Origin of the sequence: Streptomyces montanus (assembly GCF_005786655.1) — a bacterium.
GTDB classification, from domain to species: Bacteria; Actinomycetota; Actinomycetes; order Streptomycetales; family Streptomycetaceae; genus Streptomyces; species Streptomyces sporangiiformans.
Map to the genome: position 1 here is coordinate 1 of NZ_VBZC01000101.1, position 22412 is coordinate 22412.

The 22412-nt window shown below is 70.6% G+C and carries 24 protein-coding genes; 13 read left to right on the plus strand and 11 right to left on the minus strand.

Annotated features, from left to right (window positions below):
- The 4 genes from FE633_RS44480 to FE633_RS44495 all read left to right on the plus strand — a co-directional run.
- The coding region (locus FE633_RS44480) for an HAD-IA family hydrolase (RefSeq protein WP_171060385.1) at positions 1 to 384 on the plus strand (384 nt) is incomplete at its 5' end.
- Positions 385 to 432: 48 nt separating this feature from the next.
- Positions 433 to 1716, plus strand: coding sequence for an NAD(P)/FAD-dependent oxidoreductase (locus FE633_RS44485; RefSeq protein ID WP_119099864.1), 1284 nt, complete (start codon positions 433 to 435; stop codon positions 1714 to 1716).
- 747 nt (positions 1717 to 2463) lie between these two features.
- Complete coding sequence (locus FE633_RS44490) at positions 2464 to 3786, plus strand: cation:proton antiporter (protein ID WP_246114123.1); 1323 nt, start codon at positions 2464 to 2466, stop codon at positions 3784 to 3786.
- Positions 3783 to 4226 carry a hypothetical protein gene (locus tag FE633_RS44495; protein ID WP_138050861.1) on the plus strand — a complete coding sequence of 148 codons (444 nt, stop codon included), beginning with the start codon at positions 3783 to 3785 and terminating at the stop codon, positions 4224 to 4226. Before FE633_RS44490 ends, FE633_RS44495 begins: the two co-directional genes overlap by 4 nt.
- Before the next feature lies 1 nt (position 4227).
- On the opposite strand, the gene FE633_RS44500 is transcribed toward FE633_RS44495, so the two are convergent.
- On the minus strand, positions 4228 to 5298 hold the full coding sequence (locus FE633_RS44500) for an alpha/beta hydrolase family protein (protein ID WP_171060386.1): 1071 nt from the start codon (positions 5296 to 5298) through the stop codon (positions 4228 to 4230).
- Positions 5299 to 5371: 73 nt separating this feature from the next.
- On the minus strand, positions 5372 to 6151 hold the full coding sequence (locus FE633_RS44505; protein ID WP_138050862.1) for a DeoR/GlpR family DNA-binding transcription regulator: 780 nt from the start codon (positions 6149 to 6151) through the stop codon (positions 5372 to 5374).
- Between the two features lie 126 nt (positions 6152 to 6277).
- Here FE633_RS44505 and FE633_RS44510 point away from each other — a divergent pair, with 126 nt between their 5' ends.
- Together FE633_RS44510 and FE633_RS44515 are read left to right on the plus strand one after the other, a co-directional pair.
- Complete coding sequence (locus FE633_RS44510) at positions 6278 to 7162, plus strand: SIS domain-containing protein (protein WP_138050863.1); 885 nt, start codon at positions 6278 to 6280, stop codon at positions 7160 to 7162.
- Positions 7163 to 7173: 11 nt separating this feature from the next.
- Positions 7174 to 8028 carry a class II fructose-bisphosphate aldolase gene (locus FE633_RS44515; RefSeq protein WP_138050864.1) on the plus strand — a complete coding sequence of 285 codons (855 nt, stop codon included), beginning with the start codon at positions 7174 to 7176 and terminating at the stop codon, positions 8026 to 8028.
- Here FE633_RS44515 and FE633_RS44520 read toward each other — a convergent pair.
- On the minus strand, positions 8014 to 8298 hold the full coding sequence (locus FE633_RS44520; protein WP_138050865.1) for a hypothetical protein: 285 nt from the start codon (positions 8296 to 8298) through the stop codon (positions 8014 to 8016). The two genes, FE633_RS44515 and FE633_RS44520, sit on opposite strands and share 15 nt — an antisense overlap.
- Positions 8295 to 9116: a phytanoyl-CoA dioxygenase family protein gene (locus FE633_RS44525; RefSeq protein ID WP_138050866.1), complete on the minus strand. Its 822-nt coding sequence runs from the start codon at positions 9114 to 9116 to the stop codon at positions 8295 to 8297. Before FE633_RS44525 ends, FE633_RS44520 begins: the two co-directional genes overlap by 4 nt.
- Before the next feature lie 70 nt (positions 9117 to 9186).
- Here FE633_RS44525 and FE633_RS44530 point away from each other — a divergent pair, with 70 nt between their 5' ends.
- On the plus strand, positions 9187 to 9993 hold the full coding sequence (locus FE633_RS44530; RefSeq protein ID WP_138050867.1) for an AraC family transcriptional regulator: 807 nt from the start codon (positions 9187 to 9189) through the stop codon (positions 9991 to 9993).
- A 64-nt stretch (positions 9994 to 10057) separates the two neighbouring features.
- On the opposite strand, the gene FE633_RS44535 is transcribed toward FE633_RS44530, so the two are convergent.
- Positions 10058 to 11212, minus strand: coding sequence for a methyltransferase (locus FE633_RS44535; protein WP_138050880.1), 1155 nt, complete (start codon positions 11210 to 11212; stop codon positions 10058 to 10060).
- A 131-nt stretch (positions 11213 to 11343) separates the two neighbouring features.
- Here FE633_RS44535 and FE633_RS44540 point away from each other — a divergent pair, with 131 nt between their 5' ends.
- Together FE633_RS44540 and FE633_RS44545 are read left to right on the plus strand one after the other, a co-directional pair.
- Positions 11344 to 11988 (plus strand): alpha-ketoglutarate-dependent dioxygenase AlkB family protein, encoded by a 645-nt coding sequence (locus FE633_RS44540; RefSeq protein ID WP_138050868.1) that lies wholly within the window; start codon positions 11344 to 11346, stop codon positions 11986 to 11988.
- An 88-nt stretch (positions 11989 to 12076) separates the two neighbouring features.
- A complete protein-coding gene (locus FE633_RS44545; RefSeq protein WP_138050869.1) occupies positions 12077 to 13312 on the plus strand; it encodes an ROK family protein in 1236 nt (411 codons plus the stop codon).
- A gap of 56 nt (positions 13313 to 13368) precedes the next feature.
- On the opposite strand, the gene FE633_RS44550 is transcribed toward FE633_RS44545, so the two are convergent.
- From FE633_RS44550 to FE633_RS44565, 4 genes are all read right to left on the minus strand, one after another.
- Positions 13369 to 13794, minus strand: coding sequence for a tautomerase family protein (locus FE633_RS44550; RefSeq protein WP_138050870.1), 426 nt, complete (start codon positions 13792 to 13794; stop codon positions 13369 to 13371).
- A 65-nt stretch (positions 13795 to 13859) separates the two neighbouring features.
- Positions 13860 to 14768 carry a phosphotriesterase family protein gene (locus FE633_RS44555; protein ID WP_138050871.1) on the minus strand — a complete coding sequence of 303 codons (909 nt, stop codon included), beginning with the start codon at positions 14766 to 14768 and terminating at the stop codon, positions 13860 to 13862.
- A complete protein-coding gene (locus FE633_RS44560; RefSeq protein WP_138050872.1) occupies positions 14765 to 15349 on the minus strand; it encodes a DUF4865 family protein in 585 nt (194 codons plus the stop codon). Before FE633_RS44560 ends, FE633_RS44555 begins: the two co-directional genes overlap by 4 nt.
- Before the next feature lie 67 nt (positions 15350 to 15416).
- Positions 15417 to 15977: a TetR/AcrR family transcriptional regulator gene (locus FE633_RS44565; RefSeq protein WP_246114124.1), complete on the minus strand. Its 561-nt coding sequence runs from the start codon at positions 15975 to 15977 to the stop codon at positions 15417 to 15419.
- Between the two features lie 209 nt (positions 15978 to 16186).
- Between FE633_RS44565 and FE633_RS44570 the strand changes: the two genes are divergently transcribed.
- The 3 genes from FE633_RS44570 to FE633_RS44580 are packed head-to-tail and all read left to right on the plus strand — an operon-like array spanning position 16187 to position 19817.
- Entirely contained in the window at positions 16187 to 16495 is a 309-nt protein-coding gene (locus tag FE633_RS44570; protein WP_138050874.1) for an SHOCT domain-containing protein, read from the plus strand.
- Positions 16492 to 17259 (plus strand): ABC transporter ATP-binding protein, encoded by a 768-nt coding sequence (locus FE633_RS44575; RefSeq protein ID WP_138050875.1) that lies wholly within the window; start codon positions 16492 to 16494, stop codon positions 17257 to 17259. Before FE633_RS44570 ends, FE633_RS44575 begins: the two co-directional genes overlap by 4 nt.
- Positions 17256 to 19817 carry an ABC transporter permease gene (locus tag FE633_RS44580; protein ID WP_138050876.1) on the plus strand — a complete coding sequence of 854 codons (2562 nt, stop codon included), beginning with the start codon at positions 17256 to 17258 and terminating at the stop codon, positions 19815 to 19817. The genes FE633_RS44575 and FE633_RS44580 overlap by 4 nt, the downstream gene beginning before the upstream one ends.
- 26 nt (positions 19818 to 19843) lie before the next feature.
- Here FE633_RS44580 and FE633_RS44585 read toward each other — a convergent pair whose 3' ends face one another.
- Together FE633_RS44585 and FE633_RS44590 are read right to left on the minus strand one after the other, a co-directional pair.
- Positions 19844 to 20386, minus strand: coding sequence for an ATP-binding protein (locus FE633_RS44585; RefSeq protein WP_138050877.1), 543 nt, complete (start codon positions 20384 to 20386; stop codon positions 19844 to 19846).
- A gap of 183 nt (positions 20387 to 20569) precedes the next feature.
- Complete coding sequence (locus FE633_RS44590; protein ID WP_138050878.1) at positions 20570 to 20893, minus strand: hypothetical protein; 324 nt, start codon at positions 20891 to 20893, stop codon at positions 20570 to 20572.
- A gap of 351 nt (positions 20894 to 21244) precedes the next feature.
- Here FE633_RS44590 and cds1 point away from each other — a divergent pair, with 351 nt between their 5' ends.
- Entirely contained in the window at positions 21245 to 22342 is a 1098-nt protein-coding gene (cds1, locus tag FE633_RS44595; RefSeq protein WP_138050881.1) for an L-cysteine desulfhydrase Cds1, read from the plus strand.
- The last annotated feature ends 70 nt before the right edge of the window (positions 22343 to 22412 follow it).

Below are 22412 nucleotides of genomic sequence, written 5' to 3' on the forward strand. Positions count from 1 at the left end.
CCCTTCCCGGAGGTCCCGGACGCGCTGCGCGCCCTGAAGACCAAGTACGAGATCGCGATCATCTCCAACACCGACGACAACCTGATCGCGCGGAACGTCGAGAACATCGGCGTCGAGTTCGACTACGTCATCACGGCCCAGCAGGCCGGCGCCTACAAGCCCGACCGCCAGACCTTCGAGTACGCCTTCAAGACCATGGGCGTCGAGCCGTCGCAGGTCATCCACACCGCCCAGGGCTGGGAGTACGACCACATCCCGACTCGCGACCTCGGCCTGAAGCGCCGGGTGTGGATCAACCGCTACGGCCGCCTGGGCAGCTCCGACTACCAGCCGTACGACGAGCTGCCCGACCTGTCGGGCCTGCCGAAGCTCCTCGGCTGCTGACCGACGGCGCAACGGCGAAACAGACCGAGAACACAGAGGACGCACGCCATGAAGCAGATCCCCTACTGGCTGGACACAGCCCCCGCCCTGCCCGACCGTTCCGGAAAGGACCTGCCCGACGAGGCGGACGTGGTGGTGATCGGCGGCGGTCTCACCGGCCTGTCCACCGCCTATCACGCCGCCCGCAAGGGCGCCCGGGTCGTCCTGGTCGAGAAGGACAAGGTGGGCTCGGGCGCCTCCGGGCGCAACGGCAGCATGTGCACCCAGGGCATCACCATCAGCCCCGCCGAGGCGCGCAAGCGCTTCGGGCAGGAGCGCGCCCGTGAGCTGTACGACGCCTTCCGCGAGGCGGTCGACGTCGTCGAGGAACTCACCCGCACCGAGAACATCGACTGCGACTTCAACCGCTCCGGGCGCCTCGGCGCGGTCTGCAAGCCCGGGCACTTCGATGGCCTGCGGACCAAGCAGCGAGACCTGGCCGACAACTTCGGCCACGAGACGATCGTCCTGAGCAAGAGCGAACTGAGGGCCGAGCTCGGCACGGACTACTACCACGGCGCCCTGCTCGACCCGCTCAGCGCGGGCCTGCACGTGGGCAAGTTCGTCGGCGGCCTGGCAGGCGCCGCCGAACGTGCCGGCGCCGAGATCCACGAGCGCAACGCCGCCACCGGCCTCACCCGCCTCCCCGGCGGCGGCTTCCTGGTGGAGACCATGAACGGCACCATCCGTGCCAAGCAGGTCATGGCGGCGACGGACGCCTACACCGACAAGTCGATGCCGTGGTTCCGCAAGCGGCTGATCAACGTCGGCAGCTTCATCATCGTCACCGAGCCGCTGGGGGAGGCACGCGCCAAGGAGCTCATCCCGAACGGCCGCCTGCTCGTCGCCCACAAGAATGTCGGCCACTACGTCCGCCTCACCCCCGACAACCGCCTCGCCTTCGGCGGCCGGGCCCGCTTCGCCCCCTCCAACCCGGCCTCCGACATTAAGAGCGGCGACATCCTCAAGCGGGAGATGACGGAGATCTTCCCGCAGCTGGCCGGGACGCGGATCGACTACGTCTGGGGCGGCATGGTCGGCTTCTCCTGGGACCGTATCCCGCACGCGGGTGACGTCAACGGCCTGTACTACTCCATGGGTTACTGCGGTCACGGCGTCCAGATGGCCACGTACATGGGCCGGGCCGTGGCCGAGATGATGGACGGCAAGCCGGAGGCCAACCCCCTGCGCGGCTTCGGCTTCCCGAAGGTGCCCGTCCCCTTCTACAACGGCACCCCCTGGTTCCTGCCGTTCGGCGGCGCCTACTACAAGGCCAAGGACCGGTTGCTCTGAGCGCACCGATCCGTACCGGTGGTGCTGCCGGGGTCCTTCCAGCGAGTCGTCGCGGAAGGGCCCCGGCCGACGTGTTTGGGGCGGGGGGAGTTCCTTCTCGATGGTCAGGAAATGACCAGGTCGCCATCAGTGGCGGTTCCTGGGTGCGCTAGGATCCTTTACCAAGCACTTACGCTCTCTTGAGCGTTGGTTGGCTCAGTCATGCAGTAGAGGGCGGCGGTTCCGGGGTTGCCGTGGGGGAGGGAGACGCGACATGGAGCGAGTTGTCCATGCTGTCCGTCCGCCTGTTGCCCCAGCGGTCCCCCGCGGTTCCGATTCGTCCGTCGCGAGGGTGACGCGTGTCGACAACGCCGCTCGTGACGGCGTTCCTGATACCGACAACACCGGCCTGAGCAGCCAGTATTCACGCTGACGCCGCTTCGCTCCGCGCAGTGGGGGGCAGCTTCGTACCTCGGGTACGGGATAGGCGCCCGGCGCATTCGCGGTTCGCTCACCGCCGCCCGACGGCAGTGACGCGACCCCACTCGCTTCCGCTTCCCGCCTGCGGCACCGGCGGCTGCCTGCCCGCGCTGCCCTCCGCAGGCAACCTTCGCCGACGCCCCAAGGGGCTTCGGTATCAAGGAAGTTGGCACTCGCTCCGCCGCACACGTACGGCGCCGACGGCCCACCCGCCCTCGGCCCCACCCGTCGAACGCCCGCTCAGGCACAGACGCCGTCACCGAACTGATCAACGGAGGACAGACGCCCGTGCACCACACGACCGCCATGCTCATCGAACTCGGGACGATCATCCTCGCCCTGGGTTTGCTCGGGCGCTTCGCCGGACGGGTGGGCTTCTCACCCATACCCCTCTACCTGCTGGCCGGGCTCGCCTTCGGCCACGGCGGCATCCTGCCCCTGCAGGCCAGCGAGGAGTTCGTCGCCACCGGCGCCGAGATCGGCGTGATCCTCCTGCTGCTCCTGCTCGGCCTGGAGTACAGCGCCTCGGAACTCGTCACCACTCTGAGGACCCAATACCCCTCCGGCGCGGTCGACTTCGTGCTCAACGCCGTGCCCGGCGCCGTCGCGGCCCTGCTCCTGGGCTGGGGACCGGTGGCCGCCGTCGCTCTGGCAGGCGTCACATGGATCTCCTCGTCCGGCGTGATCGCCAAGGTCCTGGGAGACCTCCGTCGCCTCGGCAACCGCGAGACCCCCGTCGTGCTCGGGGTGCTGGTCATCGAGGACCTGGCCATGGCCGTCTATCTGCCGATCCTCACCGCCCTGCTGGCCGGAGTGAGTCTGGCGGGTGGCGCCGTCACCCTGCTGATCTCCCTCGGTACCGTCGGCGCCGTCCTGTACGTCGCCCTGCGCCACGGCCGGCTGATCAGCCGCGCCGTCTCCTCCGACAGTGCGGAGATGCTCCTCCTGGTCGTCCTGGGGCTCACGCTCCTCGTCGCGGGCATCGCCCAGCAGCTCCAAGTCTCCGCGGCCGTCGGTGCGTTCCTGGTTGGCATCGCCTTGTCCGGTGAGGTCGCCGAAGGGGCGAGCACCCTCCTCACCCCATTGCGGGACCTGTTCGCCGCGGTCTTCTTCGTCTTCTTCGGTCTGAACACCGACCCCTCCAGCATTCCCCCGGTGTTGCTGCCCGCCCTCGTCCTGGCGTTCGTCACCGTCGGCACGAAGATCGCCACGGGATACTGGGCCGCCCGCCGCGCCGGTGTCTCCGCCAAGGGCCGCTGGCGGGCGGGTGGCACGCTGGTGGCGCGCGGTGAGTTCTCCATCGTCATCGCAGGGCTCGCAGTCGGTGTCGAGCCGCGCATCGGCCCGTTGGCCACCGCCTACGTCCTGATCCTGGTGATCATCGGCCCGCTCACCGCCCGCTGGACCGAACCCGTTGCCCGCCGCATCACCCGGCGCAAGCCGAGTGCGGCCCTGGTCCAGCCAGGGCTCGAGAGTGGGGAGATGGGTCCAGGTGCCGGATCGGACGATCCGTTTTCGCATAACCTCGCTCCCAGGTGTGCGAGCGGCGAGTCCCCAGTGGACGCCGGAGCGGACCGGAACGGAATGGAACGGAGGGAAGCCTGGGCATGATCGAGTGGTTGCCTCTCAGCGCCGAGACAAGGCCCGTGCCCCAGCCCGTGGCCACCCCTCTCGTGTGGGCCGCGGCCTGCGGCGGCGCACTGCTGCTGGTGGCACTCCTCAACAGCCTCGCAGGCACGGGCCGGCCGGCGCTCGCCCTGGCGGTACTGTCCCTGCTGGCCGCGCTGTTGGGTATGTGCGCGCGCTTCGTCGCGGCTCCCGGTACGGCCGTCATGTGCTGGCTCTTCCTCAACGGCTTCGCCGTCCCGCCCGTGGGTACCCTCACCTGGGCCGGGCACCGTGACACGTTCTGGCTCGCCTGCCTGGTCACCGCCGCCCTCACGGGAACCACCCTCGCCCGCGTCGTGAACGCCCGTGCCGCCTACCGCCGGATCACTACGGCAGTCGGCTCCGCGGGTACGGAACGAGCCGCGAGCCCGGAGAAGTACTGAATCAGCGCAGATGCCGGTCGAAGAAGGCCATCGTCGTGTCCATCGAGGCCGGCCACCGGGCACCGAATGTGTGCCCTTCGCCGGCGTACGTCCGCAACTCGACGTCCTTGCCCGCCGCCTCGAAAGCGGCGGCGGTCCGCTCCGACCAGGCGAGAGGGCAGGTGTCGTCGGCGGTGCCGTGGTGGATCAGCAACGGCTCGGTCACCCGGTCGACGTAGTTGAGGGGCGAGACCCGCTCCCAGAACTCCGGATTCTCCTCGGGCGTGCCGTGCTTGGCGTCGATCTCGGCGGCGACCGGATCACCGTTCCTGCGCTGGAAGTGGTCGATGTTCTCGGCCGGACGCGAACTCACCGGTGCGAAGACCACCGCGGCGTCGACCAGGCCGGGTGCCACCACCAGCGTGTTGTACACGACGCCGCCGCCCATCGACCGTCCGAGCAGGCCGATCCGGTCACCGTCGATCTTGGGACGGTCTGCCGAGCGCAGTGCCAGCACCGCGCCGATGACGTCCTCAGTGTAGCCGAGGCGCAGGTTGACGTCGTTGTCGGGGTCGTCGTCGGAGCCCGCGTGGTTGCGGTAGTCGGTGTGCAGGACCACATAGCCGTTGCGGGCCAGGAGGTCCTGTTCCCGGGCGAGCCCGCGACCGGTGGTATAGACGGCGGGGTCTATGTATCCGTGCGCCAGCACCAGCGCCGGGAACGGCCCCTTGCCCTCGGGGACGTTCAGGATTCCCGAGATCGTCAGCCCATTGGCCTCGTACGTGATCGCGTACCGGGTGTAGGCGTCGGTCCGGGCGAGCACGGAGCCGAGCCGGAGGTCGGAGCCCTGGTGGTCACGCGCGATCAGGCCCGGGATCGACACGGGGTCGGCCGGCGTGGGGGTCGGCGCAACCGACATCGGGGGCCGGTCGTACGTTCCGCCGGGGTCCCTGTTCGCGGATCGGGTCGATGCCGCCGCGTCCGATGCCGCCGCGTCCGTGTACGGGGCACCGCGGCCGTCGTTCCCTGTGCAGGCGACCGCTGCCACCAGCATCAGCCCGGCGGCGACACAGCCCAAGCCCCGCAACCGCACACCGCCCAGTATCTCTCCGCGGCTCAGTCGCGACAGCACCGGACGCGTCGGCGACCTGCTGGGACGGCGCGGGTCAGACGGCGACGACCGTGATCCCGGCTTCCTCGAACCGCCGCACCATGTCCTCACTCACGGCCACGTCCGTGACCAGCGTGTCCACCGCGTCGGCCGCACAGATCCGGGCGAACGCCCGCTGCCCGAGCTTGCTGGAGTCGGCGGCTACCAGCACACGCTCGGCGCGCTCGCACAGCAGTCGATTGATCGCGGCCTCCGCCTCGTCGTGGGCCGCCGTGCCGTGCGTGACGTCGAAGGCGACCACACCGAGCACGGCAACGTCCAGAGTGATCTGGCCGAGCACGCCGTCGGCGAGCGGTCCGACGAGCTCGTACGACTGCGGGCGGGCGACTCCGCCGGTCAGCACGATCTTGAACTGGGGGCGCACGGCCAGCTCGTTGGCGATGTTGAGCGCGTTCGTGACGATGGTCAGCGCGGGTGAGCCGGTCGCGAGGTCGCTGCGTACGGCCAGAGCGCGCGCCACCTCCGTGGTGGTCGTGCCGCCGGTCAGGCCCACCGCCTCACCGGGCGCGACCAGGTCCGCGACGGCCTTCGCGATGCGCTGCTTCTCGGAGGCGTGGCGGGCCGTCTTGTAGCGCAAGGGCAGTTCGTACGAGACACCGTGCACGACCGCGCCGCCCCGGGTGCGGACGAGCATCTGCTGCTCGGCGAGCTGATCGAAGTCACGGCGGATCGTCGCGGCCGACACGGTCAGCTCGGCCGCCGCCTCCTCGACGTCCAGCCGGCCCCGCTCCACGAGCAGTTCCAGCAGCGCCTTCCAGCGGGCGTCGCGCGACATGCACGCTCTCCGTTCCTCGATCTCTCCGGGACCCTAGCGCACGCTGTTCCTGCCAGTGTGCTTGATTGTGATTGAAAAGGCGCTATATCTTGCAAGAACAATCAGCAAGCCTGGGGAGAGCACGGCATGAGTCATGTCGAGGACGAGCTGAACAGTCAGCCGGAGTGCTGGACACGGGGCGCCGAGCAGGCCGCCGGGCACGCGGCCGAGCTGCCCGCGGCGGGGGAGCGGGTCGCGATCGTGGGGTGCGGTACCTCGTGGTTCATGGCGCAGGCGGCCGCCGCGCTGCGCGAGCAGGCCGGTCAGGGTGAGACGGACGCCTTCGCCGCCTCCGAGTTCCCGTACGGGCGCGCGTACGACCGTGTCGTGGCCCTGACCCGTTCCGGCACGACCACGGAGGTGCTCGACCTGCTCGACCGGCTGAAGGGACGTACCCGCACGGTCGCGGTCACCGCGGATCCGCGAACTCCCGTGCTGGAGGCGGCGGATGACACCGTCGTACTCGACTTCGCCGACGAGCGCTCCGTGGTGCAGACCCGGTTCGCCACCACCGCGCTCACCCTGCTGCGGGCCCACCTCGGTCTGCACACCGACGCCGTCGTCGCCGACGCCCGCACGGCCCTGTCGCTGCCGCTGCCCGAAGGGCTGGTCGACTGCACGCAGTTCACGTTCCTGGGCCGCGGCTGGAGCGTGGGTCTCGCCAACGAGGCGGGGCTCAAGATGCGCGAGGCCGCGCTGGCGTGGACCGAGGCCTATCCGGCGATGGAGTACCGGCACGGCCCCATCAGCATCACCTCCGCCGGAAGGGCGACCTGGATGCTCGGCGAGGCACCCGACGGGCTGGCCGAACAGGTGCGCGCCACTGGCGGGTTGTGGGTCGCGGGAGGCCTCGACCCGCTCGCCGAACTGGTCCGTGCCCAGCGACTCGCCGTGGCCGTCGCCGCGTCCCGCGGCCTCGACCCCGACCAGCCACGCCACCTCACCCGTTCGGTGATCCTCACCACGCCCTGAAAGGAGAGGCCGTGTCCCTCGCAGCCACCGGTGAGCTGGTCGCCCAGGCGGCCGGGGCGCGCGGAGCCGTCCCCGCCTTCAACGTCATCACGCTGGAACACGTCGAAGCCGTCATCACCGGCGCCGAATCCGTGGGCGCCCCCGTCATCCTCCAAGTCAGCGAGAACGCGGTGAAGTTCCGGTACGGCCGGCTCCTCCCGCTGGCCCGTGCCGCGACCGCGGCCGCCGAACAGGCCTCCGTGCCCGTCGCGTTGCATCTCGACCATGTGCAGAGCGACGGCCTGCTGCGGCAGACGCCCGCCGCCGGATTCAGCTCCGTGATGTACGACGCGTCGCGGCTGCCGTACGCCGAGAACCTCGCCGCCACACGGGCCGCCGCCGACTGGGCCCACGCCCAAGGTCTGTGGATCGAGGCGGAGTTGGGGGAGGTCGGTGGCAAGAACGGCCGGCCGCCGCTGGACGCCCACGCGCCCGCCGCCCGCACCGACCCCGCCGAGGCGCGAGCCTTCGTCGCGGACTCCGGAGTGGACGCCCTGGCCGTGGCGATCGGCAGCGTGCACGCCATGACCACGCGTACCGCCGCTCTCGACCACGACCTGCTGGGGCGCCTCACCGCCGCCCTCGACGTGCCGCTCGTGCTGCACGGCTCGTCCGGGCTCCCGGACACCGAGCTGACGGCGGCCGTCACGGGCGGCATCACCAAGGTGAACGTCGGAACGGCCCTGAACCTCGCCATGACCAGCGCGATCAGGGAGTTCCTCACCGCCCACCCCGAGGCGGTCGACTCCCGCAAGTACCTCACGGTGGCCCGCGAGGCGATGGCCGAGGCGGTGGCGCGGATCATCGGCGTGCTACGCGCCCGCTGAGGTGTCGACGAGCTTCTCGAAGAAGAACTCGTGTTTGAGGAACGACACGTCGTACTCGCCGCCCGGGTACGGCGGAATCAACTGAGCCGCCTGGAACAGCCGCCAGCCGTCCCGCAAGGCGTCCACCCCCGACCTGTACGGCGGTTCGTCGCTGTCCCCGGTCGTGGGTGACGTACGCCCCGTGCCGTCGTACACCGACCAGCCGACGACCGGCGAGTCCAGCGCCGACGTACCCAGGTAGAGCACCAATACTTGCTGACGAGCCGTCATGCTACTTCTCCCTGAGGGCGGTTGGAGACACGGGTCACCCAGTGCTCGAGATCGAAGGACTCGTCGCCGGTCAGCGACCGCCACAGCAGGACGCGGTTGTAGAACTCCAGACGGCCGGTGGCGGGCTCGTACCACGGGAAGGTCCTCAGGAGTTCCTTGGCCACCCGTGGGTCAGCGAGGTCCGAGGTGTCCCACAGCCGCCGCTGCCGTACGGTCGGATTGAAGCGGATCTTGAACATGTAGCGCACCGTGTCGCTGTCGTTGCGCCGCCCGCCGTGCCAGAGGCCGTGGTGCAGAAACACCACGGTTCCGGCTGGGCAGACGAGCCGGGACTGGCCGAGCAGGTTCTGGTAGCGGCCGGTGTCGGTCTCGTTCGTACGCCGCAGGTGGCTGCCCGGCACGCTGAGGGTGCCGCCCATGTCGAGGGTCACGTCCTGTGGGTAGTACATGAGCTGGACGTCGAAGGCGTCGGTGCGGACGTCGATGATCGCGTCACCGTGCAGCGGCTGCGCCCGTCCCTCGTGGGGCTCGCGGATGTGCACGGCGTGGTGGTCGACGCGCGGGTCCGGGCCGACGAGGCTGCGCAGAGCCCCGGCCACGGCCGGGATGCCGAGGAGCCGCCGGGGAAAGGAGCCCTCGGGGTAGGCGTCCGGCACCGTGCTGCCGTAGGGCACGCCCGGGACGCCCCGCCCAAGGAACCCGATCGCCTCGGCGTTCATCTCCGCGGGGACCACCGCGTCGAGGCGCAACGAGCCGTGGGCCACGAAGTGGGCCATCCGCACCGAGCTCAGGAGAGGAGGGTGTTCGGAGTTCGTCATGGACCGAACCTACGGAGCGAGGCCCGTCCGGCGCGTTGGCCCCGTTCACCACCACTGGTAGATTCTCACCATGCGGGACACGGAGTTTCACCTCGGGGAGCCGCCCGTCGTCGCCAACGCCGGCGTCGGCGTGCACGGCGTCGCGAGCCGCACGGACGTCTTCCGCCTGCCGGAGCTGTGGCAGCTGCACCTCTACCAGTACGAGGCCGAGCTGACCGTCGACGGCACGCCGCACACCATCCGCCCCGGCCGGATCAGCCTCGTACCGCCCGGCACGACGGTTCGCTACCGCTACCAGGGCCGCTCGGAGCACCTGTACGCGCACCTGCGCATCGCTCCCGTCGGGCCGCCGCGCACCGTGCCCGTGATGCAGGATGCCGGACCGGAACTCCCCATGCTGACCGGGTTGTTGCTCCAGGCGGTCGCCTCCGTTCCCGGCGAGCCGGAGCGTACCCGGGCCGAGATCTGGACCGCTCTGTGGCGCATCGCCCATCTCGCTCCGGCCGCCGAACGCCCCGGCCCGCATCCGGCCGTCACCACCGCGGTCGCGTACATCGAGGCGAACCTTGCCGCCCCGCTCACCGTGCCCGCCGTGGCCCGAGCCGCGGGTGTCTCGCACAACCACCTGACCCGGCTCTTCCACGCCACCACGGGCGGCACGGTCGTGGCGTACATCCGCCGCCGCAGACTCGACCGAGCCCACCACCTGCTGCGCGCCTCGACACTCTCCATCCCGGCGGTCGCCGCGTCGGTCGGTATCCCCGATCTGCAGGCCTTCAACAAGGCGTGCCGACGCGAACTGGGCGCGTCTCCACGGGCCTTGCGCGGCGAGTCGCACGGCGAGGCGCATGGCGAGGCGACCCTCAGCACTTCTTGAGTCCCTCAGCACTCCTTGAGTCCCTCAGGACCTCGCGGCGGCCCGCAGGACTTCTCGACGTCCTTCAGGACTCCTTGACGGCCTTCAGGATCACGAACTTCGCGTCACTGGTGACTAGTTGGCTGTTGCCGAAGAGACGGCGGAGCTTTACGTGATAGCCGAGGTGCCGGTTGCCGATCACCCACAGTTCACCGCCCGGCCGCAGTGCGCGGCGCGCTCCGGTGAACATCCGCCAGGCCGTGGCGTCGGTGGTCGCCTGGTGCGAGTGGAAGGGCGGATTGTTGAGCACCAGGTCGACGCTCGCGGCCGGGACGTCGTTCAGGCCGTCGCCGACGCGGAACTCCGCCTTGCCGTCGGTGTTCGCCCGGTACGTCGCCCGGGCCGAGGCCTCCGCCTGGTACGACTCGTCCACGAACAGCACCTCGGCCTCCGGATCGGCCAGCGCCACCGCGGTGCCGACCACACCGTTGCCGCAGCCCAGGTCCACGACGCGCCGGGCACCCCGCTCCCCGTACGGCAGATGCTGAAGGAAGAACCTCGTGCCGATGTCCAGGCGCTCCGCGCAAAAGACGCCCGCGTGATTGACGACCGTGCGGCCGGAGACCGGCCCGATGCCGTCGGGCAGCGTGTAGGCGTGCGGCCAGGGGTTCGCCGGCCGGGTGAGCCCGGGATCCGGGGCGCAGAGGATGAGCCGGGCCTTCTTCTCGGCCAGCGAGGTCCTGGTCGGACCGAGAATCCGCTCGAACAGCTTCAGTGTCGAGGTGTGGATCTCCTTGACCATGCCGGTACCGACGACGACCGTCCCCTTGTGCACGGCGGGGGCCAGGCGCAGCAGCTGATCCTCGAGGAGCGCGAGGCTCTTGGGCACGCGGACCAGGAGCACGTCGATGCGCGGGGGCGGTGGATCCTGGGTGGTGAGCAGACGCACCGAATCCGCGTCGAGACCGTTGCGCGTCAGATTCGCGCGGGTCGCCTCCTGGGTGAGGAACGAGTCCGTGATCTGCACGGGGCGGTGCGCGTGGAGGGCGGTGACGAGGGCGCCCCAGCGGTCGCCGACCACGACGACCGTCCCGTCGAGCGGCTGACCGCCCTCCGCGGGATGCGTGAGATCCGCGAGATGACTCAATAGGTACGTGTCGGAGGCGTCCCAGGCGCGCAGCCGGTTGTGGCGGTCCTCGGGAAAGCGGGTCAGCTCCGGCTCGCCCCATGGCGTCGTCATACGGTCGTTCATCGTGCGCCCAGGCTAGCCGAGCCGCAGATCAGGGGGGTCGAAGGGGCGTCGAAGGGCCTCGAAGGGGCGTCGGCAGGCTTCCCGCACGACGTTCGTGAGCGGTGCGCGAGCATGGAGTCATGGACACCGAGCTGTTTCCCCGGAGCCGCACGGAGGTCGCGCCGGGCGCGGTGCACCTGCCGGACTGGCTCGATGCCGGGCGCCAGTGCGAACTGCTCGCGGCCTGCCGTGACTGGGCGCGCCCGCCGGCCGGTCTGCGCACGGTCCGCACCCCCGGCGGCGGCACGATGTCGTCCCGGCAGGTCTGCCTCGGCCTGCACTGGTATCCGTACGGGTACGCGCGCACGATCGTCGACGGCGACGGCGCCCCCGTGAAGCCGTTCCCGGAATGGCTGGGCGACCTCGGCCGGCGCGCGGTGGCCGAGGCCTTCGGGGGCGGGGCGACCGCTCCGTACGACATCGCCCTGATCAACTTCTACGACGCGGACGCACGCATGGGCATGCACCGCGACAGCGACGAGAAGTCCGACGCCCCGGTGGTGTCGCTGAGTCTCGGCGACGCGTGCGTCTTCCGCTTCGGCAACACCGAGTCGCGCGCACGCCCCTATACGGACGTGGAACTGCGCAGCGGCGACCTCTTCGTCTTCGGCGGACCCGCCCGCCTCGCCTATCACGGCGTGCCACGCGTGCACCCGGGCACCGCGCCTCCGGAGCTCGGCCTGGCGGGCAGACTCAACGTCACGTTGCGCGTGAGCGGCCTCTGACCGGAATCCGCCTGCCCATTTCGTACGGCACGTCCCGCGGAGCCCGCAGCGGGCCTCCAACAGACCGGATCATGGGAGACTCCCCCTCATGAACGCCAAGTCGGCCCCCCGAGCGGTGGGAGAAGGAACCACGAGGACGCGGCTGGACCGAGGGCGTGGTGCGCTCGGGCCCGCGTTGGAGCTCGTACACACGGGACGCGCGCCGACGCGGGCCGTGCTCACCGCCGAGTTGGGGGTCACGCGGGCGACGGCGGGCGCGGTGGCCGCGGAGCTCGAAGCGCTCGGGCTGATCCGTGTCGACGCGCGTCCCGGCGCGGCCGCCGGCTCGCAGGGCCGGCCCTCGCACCGGCTGGCCCTCGCCGACGACGGCCCCGTCGCCCTCGCCGCACAGGTACACGCCGACGGCTTCCGCGCGGCACTGGTCGGCCTGGGCGGCCGTATCGTCGCGACGGCGCCCGGCTGCGAGATCGTCGACGCCGACCCGGCGAAAGTGCTCAACTCGGTCGTCGACGCGGGCGCCCAGCTGCTCCGTGAGACGGGACGCCGCTGCGTGGGCGCCGGACTCGCCGTGCCGTCCGCCGTCGCCGAACCCGAGGGCACGGCCCTCAACCCGCTCCATCTGGCCTGGCCGGCGGGCGCACCCGTACGGGACATCTTCGCGGAGCGGATCCGCGCGGCCGGGATCACCGGCCCGGCGTTCGCCGCCAACGACATCAACCTCGCCGCGCTCGCCGAGCACCGGCACGGTGCGGGCCGCGGCGCCCGCGATCTGCTGTGCGTGGCCACGGGACACCGTGGCGTCGGTGGCGCACTGGTGCTCGACGGCCGTCTGCACACCGGCAGTTCGGGCCTGGCTCTCGAAGTCGGCCACCTCACGGTCCACCCCGAGGGCCGCCCCTGCCACTGCGGCAGCCGCGGCTGCCTGGACGTCGAGGCGGACCCGCTCGCCTTCCTCACCGAGGCGGGCCGCGACCCCGGCCCCGAGGTCTCGCTGCTCCAGCAGGCCAACGACCTGATCCGCAACCAGTACGCCGACCCGGCCGTCCGCACAGCCGTGGAGGCGCTGATCGACCGGCTGGGGCTCGGACTCGCGGGACTGGTCAACATCCTCAATCCGGACCGCATCATCCTCGGCGGTCTCCACCGCACGCTCCTCGACGCCGACCCGGAGCGCCTGCGAGCCGTCGTCGCCGACCGCAGCCTGTGGGGGCAGAGCGGGGTCGTACCGATCCTCGCCTGCACGCTCGACCACAACAGCCTGGTCGGAGCGGCCGAACTGGCGTGGCAGCCGGTGCTGGACGACCCGCTGGCGGCACTGGCCTGAGGCTCCGCGTCGTTCCGGGGCCAGAGGTCACGAATGGACGCCTTCGCCACAGTGGCCTAGTCCGCGATGGCCGCGGACGGCGGGTCGGCCACATCGAAGGAAGCGGCGTACTGCGCCACCCCGTCGCCCAAGGACCAGTCGATCGACTCGTTCTCGGTCAGGGTGACGAACATGTTCCGCGGCTCGGTCCCCGCGTACTCACGGGCGAACTCGGCGATCCGCCGGTACAGTGCCTGTTTCTGCGCGGGCGTGCGCCCCGTACGCATCGTGATCGCGACGTACACGATGTCGTCGTCGCGGTGCACACCGAGGTAATCGTCGTAGCGCAGCGTGCTGCTGGTGCCGTCGTGACCGACCAGGACCTGGAAGCGGTCGTCGGGCGGAATGCCGATCGTCTCCACCAGAGCGTCGTGTACGGCGCGGCCGAGCGCGTCGAGCCGGTGACGGTCGGCCCCCAACGCGTCGATACGAACAAGAGGCATATGAGCGTTCCCTGTCAGATCGGTGGGATCGATGGCTCGTCACTGGGGCCGCGCCCGGACGGTCGTCAGCGCCAGTCCACAGCGAAGGCCCGGCCTGGGTTCTCCGTGAGGATGTGCTCCACCAGGTCCTCCCCGAGGGCGAGTTCGAGTCGCGGCCGTACCCGGCGCAGCAGATACGGCATCCCGGGCCCGCCGTCGACCGAGCGGGCACCGGCTGTCGTGGTGTCGCCACCGAGAAGGAGCCGATGGCCGAAACCGGCGTCGGCGAGGGCGCGGACGGCATCCGGCATACGCCAGTCCGTGGCGTGGTTGGCGCGTGAGGGACCGTCAAATGCCAGAAACGCGCCCGCTTCCGCGGCCCGGCGGTGCACGGTGAAGTCGGGGAAACGGTTGAGATGACCGAGGATCACCCGGTGCGGTGGCATCCCCAACTCCCCGCACAGCAGGTCGAGTACGTCGAGCGCGCCGGTCCCCAGTTCCAGATGCACGGCGACGGGAGCGCCCGTGGCGTGGTGGGCCTCGGCGGCGGCGGTCATCGTCCAGCGGGCGTGGGCGTCGAGGGCGTGGAAGCCGCCGGCGACCTTGATCAGCCCGGCCCGGACTCCGGTGGTGCCGATGCCGTCCGTCAGCTCCGCGACGAAGAGCTCGGCGAGCCCGCCCCGCAGTCGCGTGAGCAGCTCGGCTTCGTAGTGGGCGGCTTGGTGCAGTCCGGTAGCCGCGACCACGTGCACCCCTGTCTCACGGGAGAGCAGGGGCAGGTCCGCCGCCCGGCGACCCATGGCGTACGGCGTCCACTGGACCACGCACCCACCGCCCGCCGCGCGGAACGCGGCCAGTTCAGCCCGCGCGGCGGACGCGTCGCGCAGCTCCTGGCCGGGGAGTTGAGGACTGCTGAGGAAGAGGTGGTCGTGCGCGTCGCACAGGCCCAGGGCCTCGGGAGGCACGTCCCCGAGGACCGTACGGACGGTGCTCACCACTGCCGCCCCCGCGGCAGCCGGCCTCGTTCGGGCGCCGACATGTGCAGCACCCGGAACACATCACCGGGCGCCTTGGGCGTGTCGTGGTCCCACAGCGAGAAGTGCACCAGCTCCCAGCGCCCCGGGTCGACGACTGCCGCAGCACAGACGGCGCCCTCCAGCGTGGCCAGCCGCTCGGCCTCGCGCACCGCCTCCTCCATCACCTCGGACAGCTCAACACCCTCCTGTATCTGCCGCCGTCGCCGCACCGCGACCTCGGCAGTCGAACCGGCAGAGACACCCTCCGTGTACGCGAGCCCGGTCCACTGCCGCACCGACGGACGGCCGAAGTCACCGACGAGGCCCTGGAAAGCGCCGCCCCAGAGGAAGGAGTTCATGCCCTCGACGGTGTTCCACAGATAGAAGGGCGCGTACTGGTTGACCGGCGAGCCGTCGACCCCGCGCTCTCGCATCAGGTACGTCTTGAATCCGAGGCCGCCCCAGTCGTCGAGGAGATGACCGATGCGGGACACCCGGCGGCGGATGATCTCCATGTCGTAGTCGGCGGGCAACGTCAGCTCGTACTGCATGGCGTGCATGAGATGGATGCCTCCAGCAAGGCAAGGGGGAGTGGCGGAGTGGCTCGGCAGAAAGGCCCGGCGGCCTTCAGCGGGTGGGACGCAGAAGGGCGAGAAGCCCCCGCACCCCCGTGTCGAAGGCGGCGGACGAACCCGAGGCGCGCGCGAGCACATAGCCGCCCTGGACCGTCGCGACGATCGTCGCGGCGATCTCCTCGCCGTCCAGCGAGGGCGCGAACTCGCCGCGCTCCTGGCCCTCCTCGACCATCCCGGCGAGCCGCTCACGCAGCCAGTCCAGCGTCTCGTCGACAGGCGCGCGCAGCTCGTCGTTCGAGATGATGTCCGGGTCCATCGTCAGCCGCCCTATCGGACAGCCGCGCAGCACGTCGCGCTCGCGCCGCAGATAGGCCTCGATGCGCTCGTACGGGGATCCGGAGCCGCCGAGTACTCCCTCGGCGGTAGCGCGCATCTCCTCGGCGGTCCGCCGGATCGCTGCCAGCGCCAGATCCGGCTTGCCCTTGAAGTGGTGGTACATGCTGCCCTGTCCGGCCTCCGCGTGCTGCTGGATGGCCTTGGGGCTGGTCCCCACATAGCCGCGCTCCCACAGCAGCTCGCGAGTGGACTCGATCAATCGCTCCGGGGTGCTCATGAATCCACTGTACATACTAGTAGGTACAGAAGTCGAGGGAGTAGCTGAGGTTCGAGAGAGAGCAGCTGAAGCCCGAGGGAGCAGCTGAAGCCCGCGTTCCTACTCCCCAGGAGGTACGCCCACTGCCGCTGGCCGTACGACGACCCGGACCCCCTCCCGGCGGGAACCTCGAAGCATCACCGAAACAGCCATCGAGGAGATGACTTCAGATGCAGACCCTGGCGCACTGGGACGGCGGGCCCGGCCCGTGGATCCTGTTCTTCCCGCTGATCTGGGCGGCCGTCGTGATCGGCGTCGTGACCGTCCTGCGCCGTACCGTCTGGCGCGGCCGCCGTGGCCCCCGCGGACCCTGGCGCGGCATGGACCAGGCGCGCCCGGCCGGCGACTCGCCGATCGCGATGCTCGGCCGCCGCTTCGCCTCCGGCGAGATCGACGAGGACGAGTACTGGCGTCGGCTCTCCGTCCTGGAGGAGCAGTTCGGGCAGTACGGGCTTACGGGCAAGGGCGGTGCGGCATGAACACCGCGACCATCACCAGGAGCGCGGCGCGGGTCGCCGGCGCGGTGAAGGTGTACGGCAGCGGCGACACCGCCGTACGCGCCCTGGACGGAGTGGACGTCACCTTTCCGGCCGGCCGGTTCACCGCGATCATGGGGCCTTCCGGCTCCGGCAAGTCCACCCTGATGCACTGCGCGGCGGGCCTGGACACGCTCACCTCCGGCGCGGCCTTCATCGGCGACACCGAGCTCGGCAAGCTCGACGACCGCCGCCTCACGCTGCTGCGCCGTGACCGGATCGGCTTCGTCTTCCAGGCCTTCAACCTGGTGCCGACTCTGACCGTCGCGGAGAACATCACGCTGCCCATGGATCTCGCGGGCGGCAGGAACGGGCGCTCGGCCGGCGAGTGGATCGACGCCCTCATCGATGTCGTCGGCCTGCGGGACCGACTCCATCACCGGCCCGCCGAACTCTCCGGCGGACAGCAGCAACGCGTGGCCGTGGCACGGGCGTTCGCGGGGAGGCCGGATGTCGTCTTCGCCGACGAGCCGACCGGCAACCTCGACTCACGCTCCGGCGAGGAGGTCCTGAACCTCCTCGGCCGGGCCGTACGGCAGATGGACCGCACGGTCGTCATGGTCACGCACGACCCGGTCGCCGCCGCGCACGCGGACGAGGTCGTCTTCCTCGCCGACGGGCGCCTGGTGGACCGCATGGAATCCCCGACGGCCGACAAGGTCCTGGACCGCATGAAGGCCTTCGACGGCAAGGGGACACCGTCATGAACGCGTCCGTGCGCATCAGCGTGTCGTCCCTGCGCTCCCACAAGCGACGCTTCGCCGGTACGTTCCTGGCGGTGCTGCTCGGTGTCGCCTTCCTGGCCGGCACCCTCGTCATGGGCGACACGCTGCGCGCCAGCTTCGACACGATGTTCGGCAACGCGACGAGCGGCACCGACGCCGTCGTCCGCAGCGCCAACACCATCACCACGCCGGGGGAGAGCCAGGGCGTGCGGCAGCCCGTCGACACGAGCCTGGTGAAGACCATCGAGGACACACCTGATGTCGCGGCCGCCGTGCCCGACATCCAGGGCGCGGGTCAGCTCATCGGCGCCGACGGCGACCCCATCGGCGGTGCGGGCCCGCCCACGCTCGCGGGCAACTGGATCGACGACCCGAAGCTCAACGCGTACCGACTCGCCGAGGGCCGTGCCCCGTCGAAGTCCGGCGAGGTCGTCGTCAACCGCGGTGCCGCGGAGAAGGGCGACCTGAAGATCGGCGACACGACGACGCTGCGGACACCCGACCCGGTCAAGGTGACGATCGTCGGCCTTGCGACGTTCGGCGGCGAGGACGGCATGGCACAGGTGACCTTCACCGGTATGACGCGGGCAGACGCCGAGAAGTATCTGACCGCGAAGCCGGGCGAGGCCGCGAGCATCCAGGTGCGGGCCGGCCCCGGCACCAGCCAGCAGGAGCTCGTCGACGCCCTGGCCCCCGTACTGCCCAAGGGAATCGAGGCGATCACCGGTCAGGAGTCGGCCGAAGAGAACACGGACATGATCTCCAGCCAGTTCCTGACCCTCTTCACCACCTTCCTTCTGGTGTTCTCCGGCATCGCCCTGCTGGTGGCGACCTTCTCCATCCACAACACCTTCGCGATCGTCGTCGCCCAGCGCACCCGGGAGAACGCCCTGTTGCGCGCCCTCGGCGCCTCCCGCCGCCAGGTCACCGTCTCGACCCTCGTCGAGGCGAGCGTCGTCGCCGTACTCGCCTCGGCGGCGGGCCTCGCGGGCGGCATCGGTATCGCGGCGGGGCTGCAGGCTCTGTTCCCGGCCATCGGATTCCCGTTCCCCGAGGGTGACTTGGTGATCAATGGCTGGTCGATGCTGCTGCCGCTGGCGGTCGGCATCGTGGTCTGCCTCGGCTCCGCGCTGCTGCCCGCCGTCAGGGCGGGACGCACCGCGCCGCTGGCCGCGCTGCGGGAGACGGCAGTCGACCAGTCCGGCGCGTCCCGCACCCGTGCGGTCATGGGCGGCGGACTCGGCGCGCTGGCCGTCGCCTTCACACTGACCGGGGTGCTCGTGAGTCCTTCCCTGTGGCTCGCGGGTTCCGGCGCCGTCTTGGCGCTCGCGGCCTTCGTGGTCCTCGGCCCGGTCGCGTCCGCCACGGCCGTACGCGTCCTCGGCAGCCCCCTCGACCGGCTGCGCGGCGTCACCGGCGGGCTCGCCCGGCGCAACGCGCTGCGCAGCCCGAAGCGCACCGCCGCGACCGCGAGCGCGCTGATGATCGGCGTCGCCGTCGTCTCGCTGTTCACGGTGTTCGGCGCCTCGCTGAAGGCCACCATGGACCAGACGGTGTCGCGGTCCTTCGCGGGCGACGTCGCCGTGAGCACCCCCTCGTTCGGCGCGGGTGACAGTGGACTGAGCCCCGGGCTCGCCGGCGCCATCGGGGAGCGGCCCGAGGTGGACACGGCGGTCGGCCTGGGCCGAGGTGTCGCCGAAGTCGACGGCAAGGGGCGCGCCTTGACGGTCACCGACCCGGTCGCGCTCCAGCGGACCTTCGACCTCGGCGCGGTGCGGGGCTCGATGCGGGGCCTCGGCACGGACGGCATCGCCATCACCGAGAAGGAGGCCGGCAAGCAGCACCTCAAGACCGGCGACACGACCCAACTCGCCTTCACCGACGGCGAGAAGAAGACCTTCACGGTCCGCGCGGTCTACGGCCAGTCCGAACTCGCCGGCGACTACGTCATCACCCGCGACGCCTGGGCCCCTCACCGCACCCAGGACTCCGACACGCTCATCGCCGTCTCCTTCAAGGACGGCGTGAGCGCGGCGGACGGCAAGGCGGCGGTCGAGAAGGTCGCGGCGGCCTACGGCAACCCCGAGGTGCAGACCCGCGACGAGTACGCGCAGTCCTCGGCCGGCGGCATCGACATGATGCTCACCCTGGTCTACGCGCTGCTCGCGCTGGCTGTGCTGATCGCGCTGCTCGGCATCGCCAACACGCTGACGCTCGCCATCCACGAACGCACCCGCGAACTCGGTCTGTTGAGGGCCGTCGGTCAGACCCGGGCGCAGCTGCGCGCCATGGTCCGGTGGGAGTCGGTCCTGGTCGCCGCGTTCGGCACCGTGGGCGGACTCGTCCTCGGCGGGTTCCTCGGCTGGGTGCTCGTCGAGGCGTCCGACGGCGCCAGTGACAGTGCCTTCGCCTTCGCGCTGCCGCCCACGCAGCTCGCGGTGGTGGCGCTCGTGGGCCTCGCGGCCGGAGCCCTCGCCGGACTGCGCCCGGCCCGGCGGGCGGCGCGCCTCGACGTGCTGCGCGCCATCGCCACCGAGTGACCGAGTGAGTCCGGGTCACCGCCCGGTCAGCCGGCAACGGCCGACCGGGCGGGAGCGTGTCCGGATCCGACACCGTCGGCGGCGTGCTCCACCTCCGCGAATCCGCGAGGCGCGGCAGACGCGGTCTCCGCCGCCGCTCCGTAGGGCGGGCAGAAGGGCAGAGCCAACGCCGAGGCGGACGCCGGAAGCGTGAACCACACGACCTTGCCCGACTCACCGTCCGGACGCACACCCCAGCTCTCACTCACCGCCGCGACCATCGCGAGGCCGCGGCCGTTGGTCGCGGCCGGGTCCGCATCCCGTACCTCGGGAAGGCGGGGGTCGTGGTCGTGTACCGAGAGCGTGAGCCGGTCGAGCAGCAGCTCCATCTCCACGGTGCACATCTTGTCGGGCTCGGCGTGCCGGTGGACGTTGGTCAACAGCTCGGTCACACCGAGCGCGGCCCGGTCTATCAAGGGGTCGAGATGCCAGTAGCGCAATTGCGCCGAGACGATTCTGCGGACCTGGCCGATCCGCGACGGCAGGGCTTGGAGCTCCACCGTGCAGTGCCTGCTTGGCTGACTGATCACGGCTGCGACTCCCCGAATTGAGGTCCGGAAGAAGACGGAGTACGGATCCAGCGGGCTGCGCGCGTATCACGGCCGCCCGCTGTTGGTGTCCGGCGACTGGTTCGCAGCGTAATCGCCGGTAAACCCAGAGTGACGTGAGATCAGCGTGACTCAGGGGAGGTGGTCCTGCAACTCGTGGCACTCTCAGCGGCCGCGCCCGGCGGCTTCGCGGACCGCCTCGATGAACCGGCGTGCGGCGGGCGGCCCCGGCTCCCCCGGAGCGGGGTCGTGATCGCCGAGGGTGAGTGTGTAGCGCGTGCCGTTGACGTCCGCCAACGCGCGGTCGTCATGGGCGAACCAGGGCTTGGACGCGCGGACTGCCTGCACCGGAGCGCTGTCGATCTCGCTCCCGTAACTGGTGAGCAACTCCAGCCTGCCGTCGCTGATCCGGACTTGTCCGGCCCGGGTGAGCGAGCGCAGCCTCTTTCCGATGCGCACGCCCGTGGCCGTGAACTCCGGCTCCGCCATGATGCCCCGCCCCCTTGTGCGCTACGGCTGTGCTCCGGTCCTGATCCAGTGTGCATCCCCGCTCGGGATCGCCGTCCCCTGCGGTGCAGTCTGCACGCCCAACGCGTCGAGCACCAGTGCGCATGACGGCGTCGCGCCCATGGTCCGGCGCACTTCGGCGGATGCGCCCCCCACTCGTCCGTACCCCTGTTCCCCAGGGTTCCTTTGAGATGCTCAAAGCTGTGTTTATGCAGGTGAGGAGCGTGCGGAGGGTGTCTATGATCGAGGCGTCCGACCGCATGAACCGGCGGCGGCACAACCCTAAGGAGCCCGGCCGTGAGCACCCCACAGCAGGTCCGCACCCACGAGCCGATGGCCACAGCCGACGTGGACCGCAGCGACGCGGAGTACCGGCTCTGGCTCAAAGAAGCCGTACGCAAGGTCCAGGCCGATGCCAACCGCTCCGCGGACACGCACCTGCTGCGCTTCCCGCTGCCTGAGCTGTGGGGTATCGACCTCTACCTGAAGGACGAGTCGACCCACCCCACCGGCAGCCTCAAGCACCGCCTCGCCCGTTCACTGTTCCTGTACGGCCTGTGCAATGGCTGGATCCGGCGCGACCGCCCCGTCATCGAAGCGTCCAGCGGCTCCACGGCCGTCTCCGAGGCGTACTTCGCCAAGCTGATCGGCGTGCCCTTCATCGCGGTGATGCCGCGTACGACGAGCGCCGAGAAGTGCCGACTGATCGAGTTCCATGGCGGGCGGTGCCACTTCGTGGACGACCCGCGGAAGATGTACGAGGAGGCGGCCGCCCTGGCGGTGGAGACCGGCGGACACTACATGGACCAGTTCACCTACGCGGAGCGGGCCACGGACTGGCGCGGCAACAACAATATCGCCGAGTCGATTTATCACCAGCTGAGGCTGGAGCGTTACCCCGAGCCCGCCTGGATCGTCACCGCGGCCGGCACCGGCGGCACCTCGGCGACCATCGCGCGCTATGTGCACTACATGCAGTACAACACCCGCATCTGCGTGGCCGATCCGGAGAACTCGTGCTTCTTCGAGGGCTGGACGACGGGCAACGCCGACGTCACCGTCGGCGGTTGTTCCCGCATCGAGGGCATCGGACGGCCGCGCATGGAACCGAGCTTCGTGCCCGGTGCCATCGACCGGATGATGAAGGTGCCGGACGCGGCGAGCGTGGCCGCCGTACGGGCGCTGGAACACGGCCTCGGGCGCAAGGCGGGCGGCTCGACCGGCACGGGGCTGTGGAGCGCGCTGAAGATCGTCGCCGAGATGGTGGCCGCGGGCCGCACGGGAAGTGTCGTCACCCTGCTGTGCGATCCCGGGGACCGTTACCTGGACAAGTACTACTCGGACGAGTGGCTGGCCGAACAGGGGCTGGACATCGCGCCGTACACGACGGCGATCGAGTCACTGCTGGCTACGGGGGTCTGGCCGGACTGAACTGAGCCGGCGAGGTCTGGTGCCGCACGGCGGTCCCGCCGGGGGAGCCGTGCGGTGCGGCGGGTGTCGG

Bases quoted from the DNA above. Each gene is read 5' to 3' on its own strand.
- FE633_RS44485 (WP_119099864.1), top strand. From the start codon at position 433: ATGAAGCAGATCCCCTACTGGCTGGACACAGCCCCCGCCCTGCCCGAC.
- FE633_RS44495 (WP_138050861.1), top strand. From the start codon at position 3,783: ATGATCGAGTGGTTGCCTCTCAGCGCCGAGACAAGGCCCGTGCCCCAG.
- FE633_RS44505 (WP_138050862.1), bottom strand. From the start codon at position 6,151: ATGTCGCGCGACGCCCGCTGGAAGGCGCTGCTGGAACTGCTCGTGGAG.
- FE633_RS44510 (WP_138050863.1), top strand. From the start codon at position 6,278: ATGAGTCATGTCGAGGACGAGCTGAACAGTCAGCCGGAGTGCTGGACA.
- FE633_RS44520 (WP_138050865.1), bottom strand. From the start codon at position 8,298: ATGACGGCTCGTCAGCAAGTATTGGTGCTCTACCTGGGTACGTCGGCG.
- FE633_RS44525 (WP_138050866.1), bottom strand. From the start codon at position 9,116: ATGACGAACTCCGAACACCCTCCTCTCCTGAGCTCGGTGCGGATGGCC.
- FE633_RS44530 (WP_138050867.1), top strand. From the start codon at position 9,187: ATGCGGGACACGGAGTTTCACCTCGGGGAGCCGCCCGTCGTCGCCAAC.
- FE633_RS44535 (WP_138050880.1), bottom strand. From the start codon at position 11,212: ATGACGACGCCATGGGGCGAGCCGGAGCTGACCCGCTTTCCCGAGGAC.
- FE633_RS44540 (WP_138050868.1), top strand. From the start codon at position 11,344: ATGGACACCGAGCTGTTTCCCCGGAGCCGCACGGAGGTCGCGCCGGGC.
- FE633_RS44545 (WP_138050869.1), top strand. From the start codon at position 12,077: ATGAACGCCAAGTCGGCCCCCCGAGCGGTGGGAGAAGGAACCACGAGG.
- FE633_RS44550 (WP_138050870.1), bottom strand. From the start codon at position 13,794: ATGCCTCTTGTTCGTATCGACGCGTTGGGGGCCGACCGTCACCGGCTC.
- FE633_RS44560 (WP_138050872.1), bottom strand. From the start codon at position 15,349: ATGCACGCCATGCAGTACGAGCTGACGTTGCCCGCCGACTACGACATG.
- FE633_RS44565 (WP_246114124.1), bottom strand. From the start codon at position 15,977: ATGAGCACCCCGGAGCGATTGATCGAGTCCACTCGCGAGCTGCTGTGG.
- FE633_RS44570 (WP_138050874.1), top strand. From the start codon at position 16,187: ATGCAGACCCTGGCGCACTGGGACGGCGGGCCCGGCCCGTGGATCCTG.
- FE633_RS44575 (WP_138050875.1), top strand. From the start codon at position 16,492: ATGAACACCGCGACCATCACCAGGAGCGCGGCGCGGGTCGCCGGCGCG.
- FE633_RS44580 (WP_138050876.1), top strand. From the start codon at position 17,256: ATGAACGCGTCCGTGCGCATCAGCGTGTCGTCCCTGCGCTCCCACAAG.
- FE633_RS44590 (WP_138050878.1), bottom strand. From the start codon at position 20,893: ATGGCGGAGCCGGAGTTCACGGCCACGGGCGTGCGCATCGGAAAGAGG.
- cds1 (WP_138050881.1), top strand. From the start codon at position 21,245: ATGGCCACAGCCGACGTGGACCGCAGCGACGCGGAGTACCGGCTCTGG.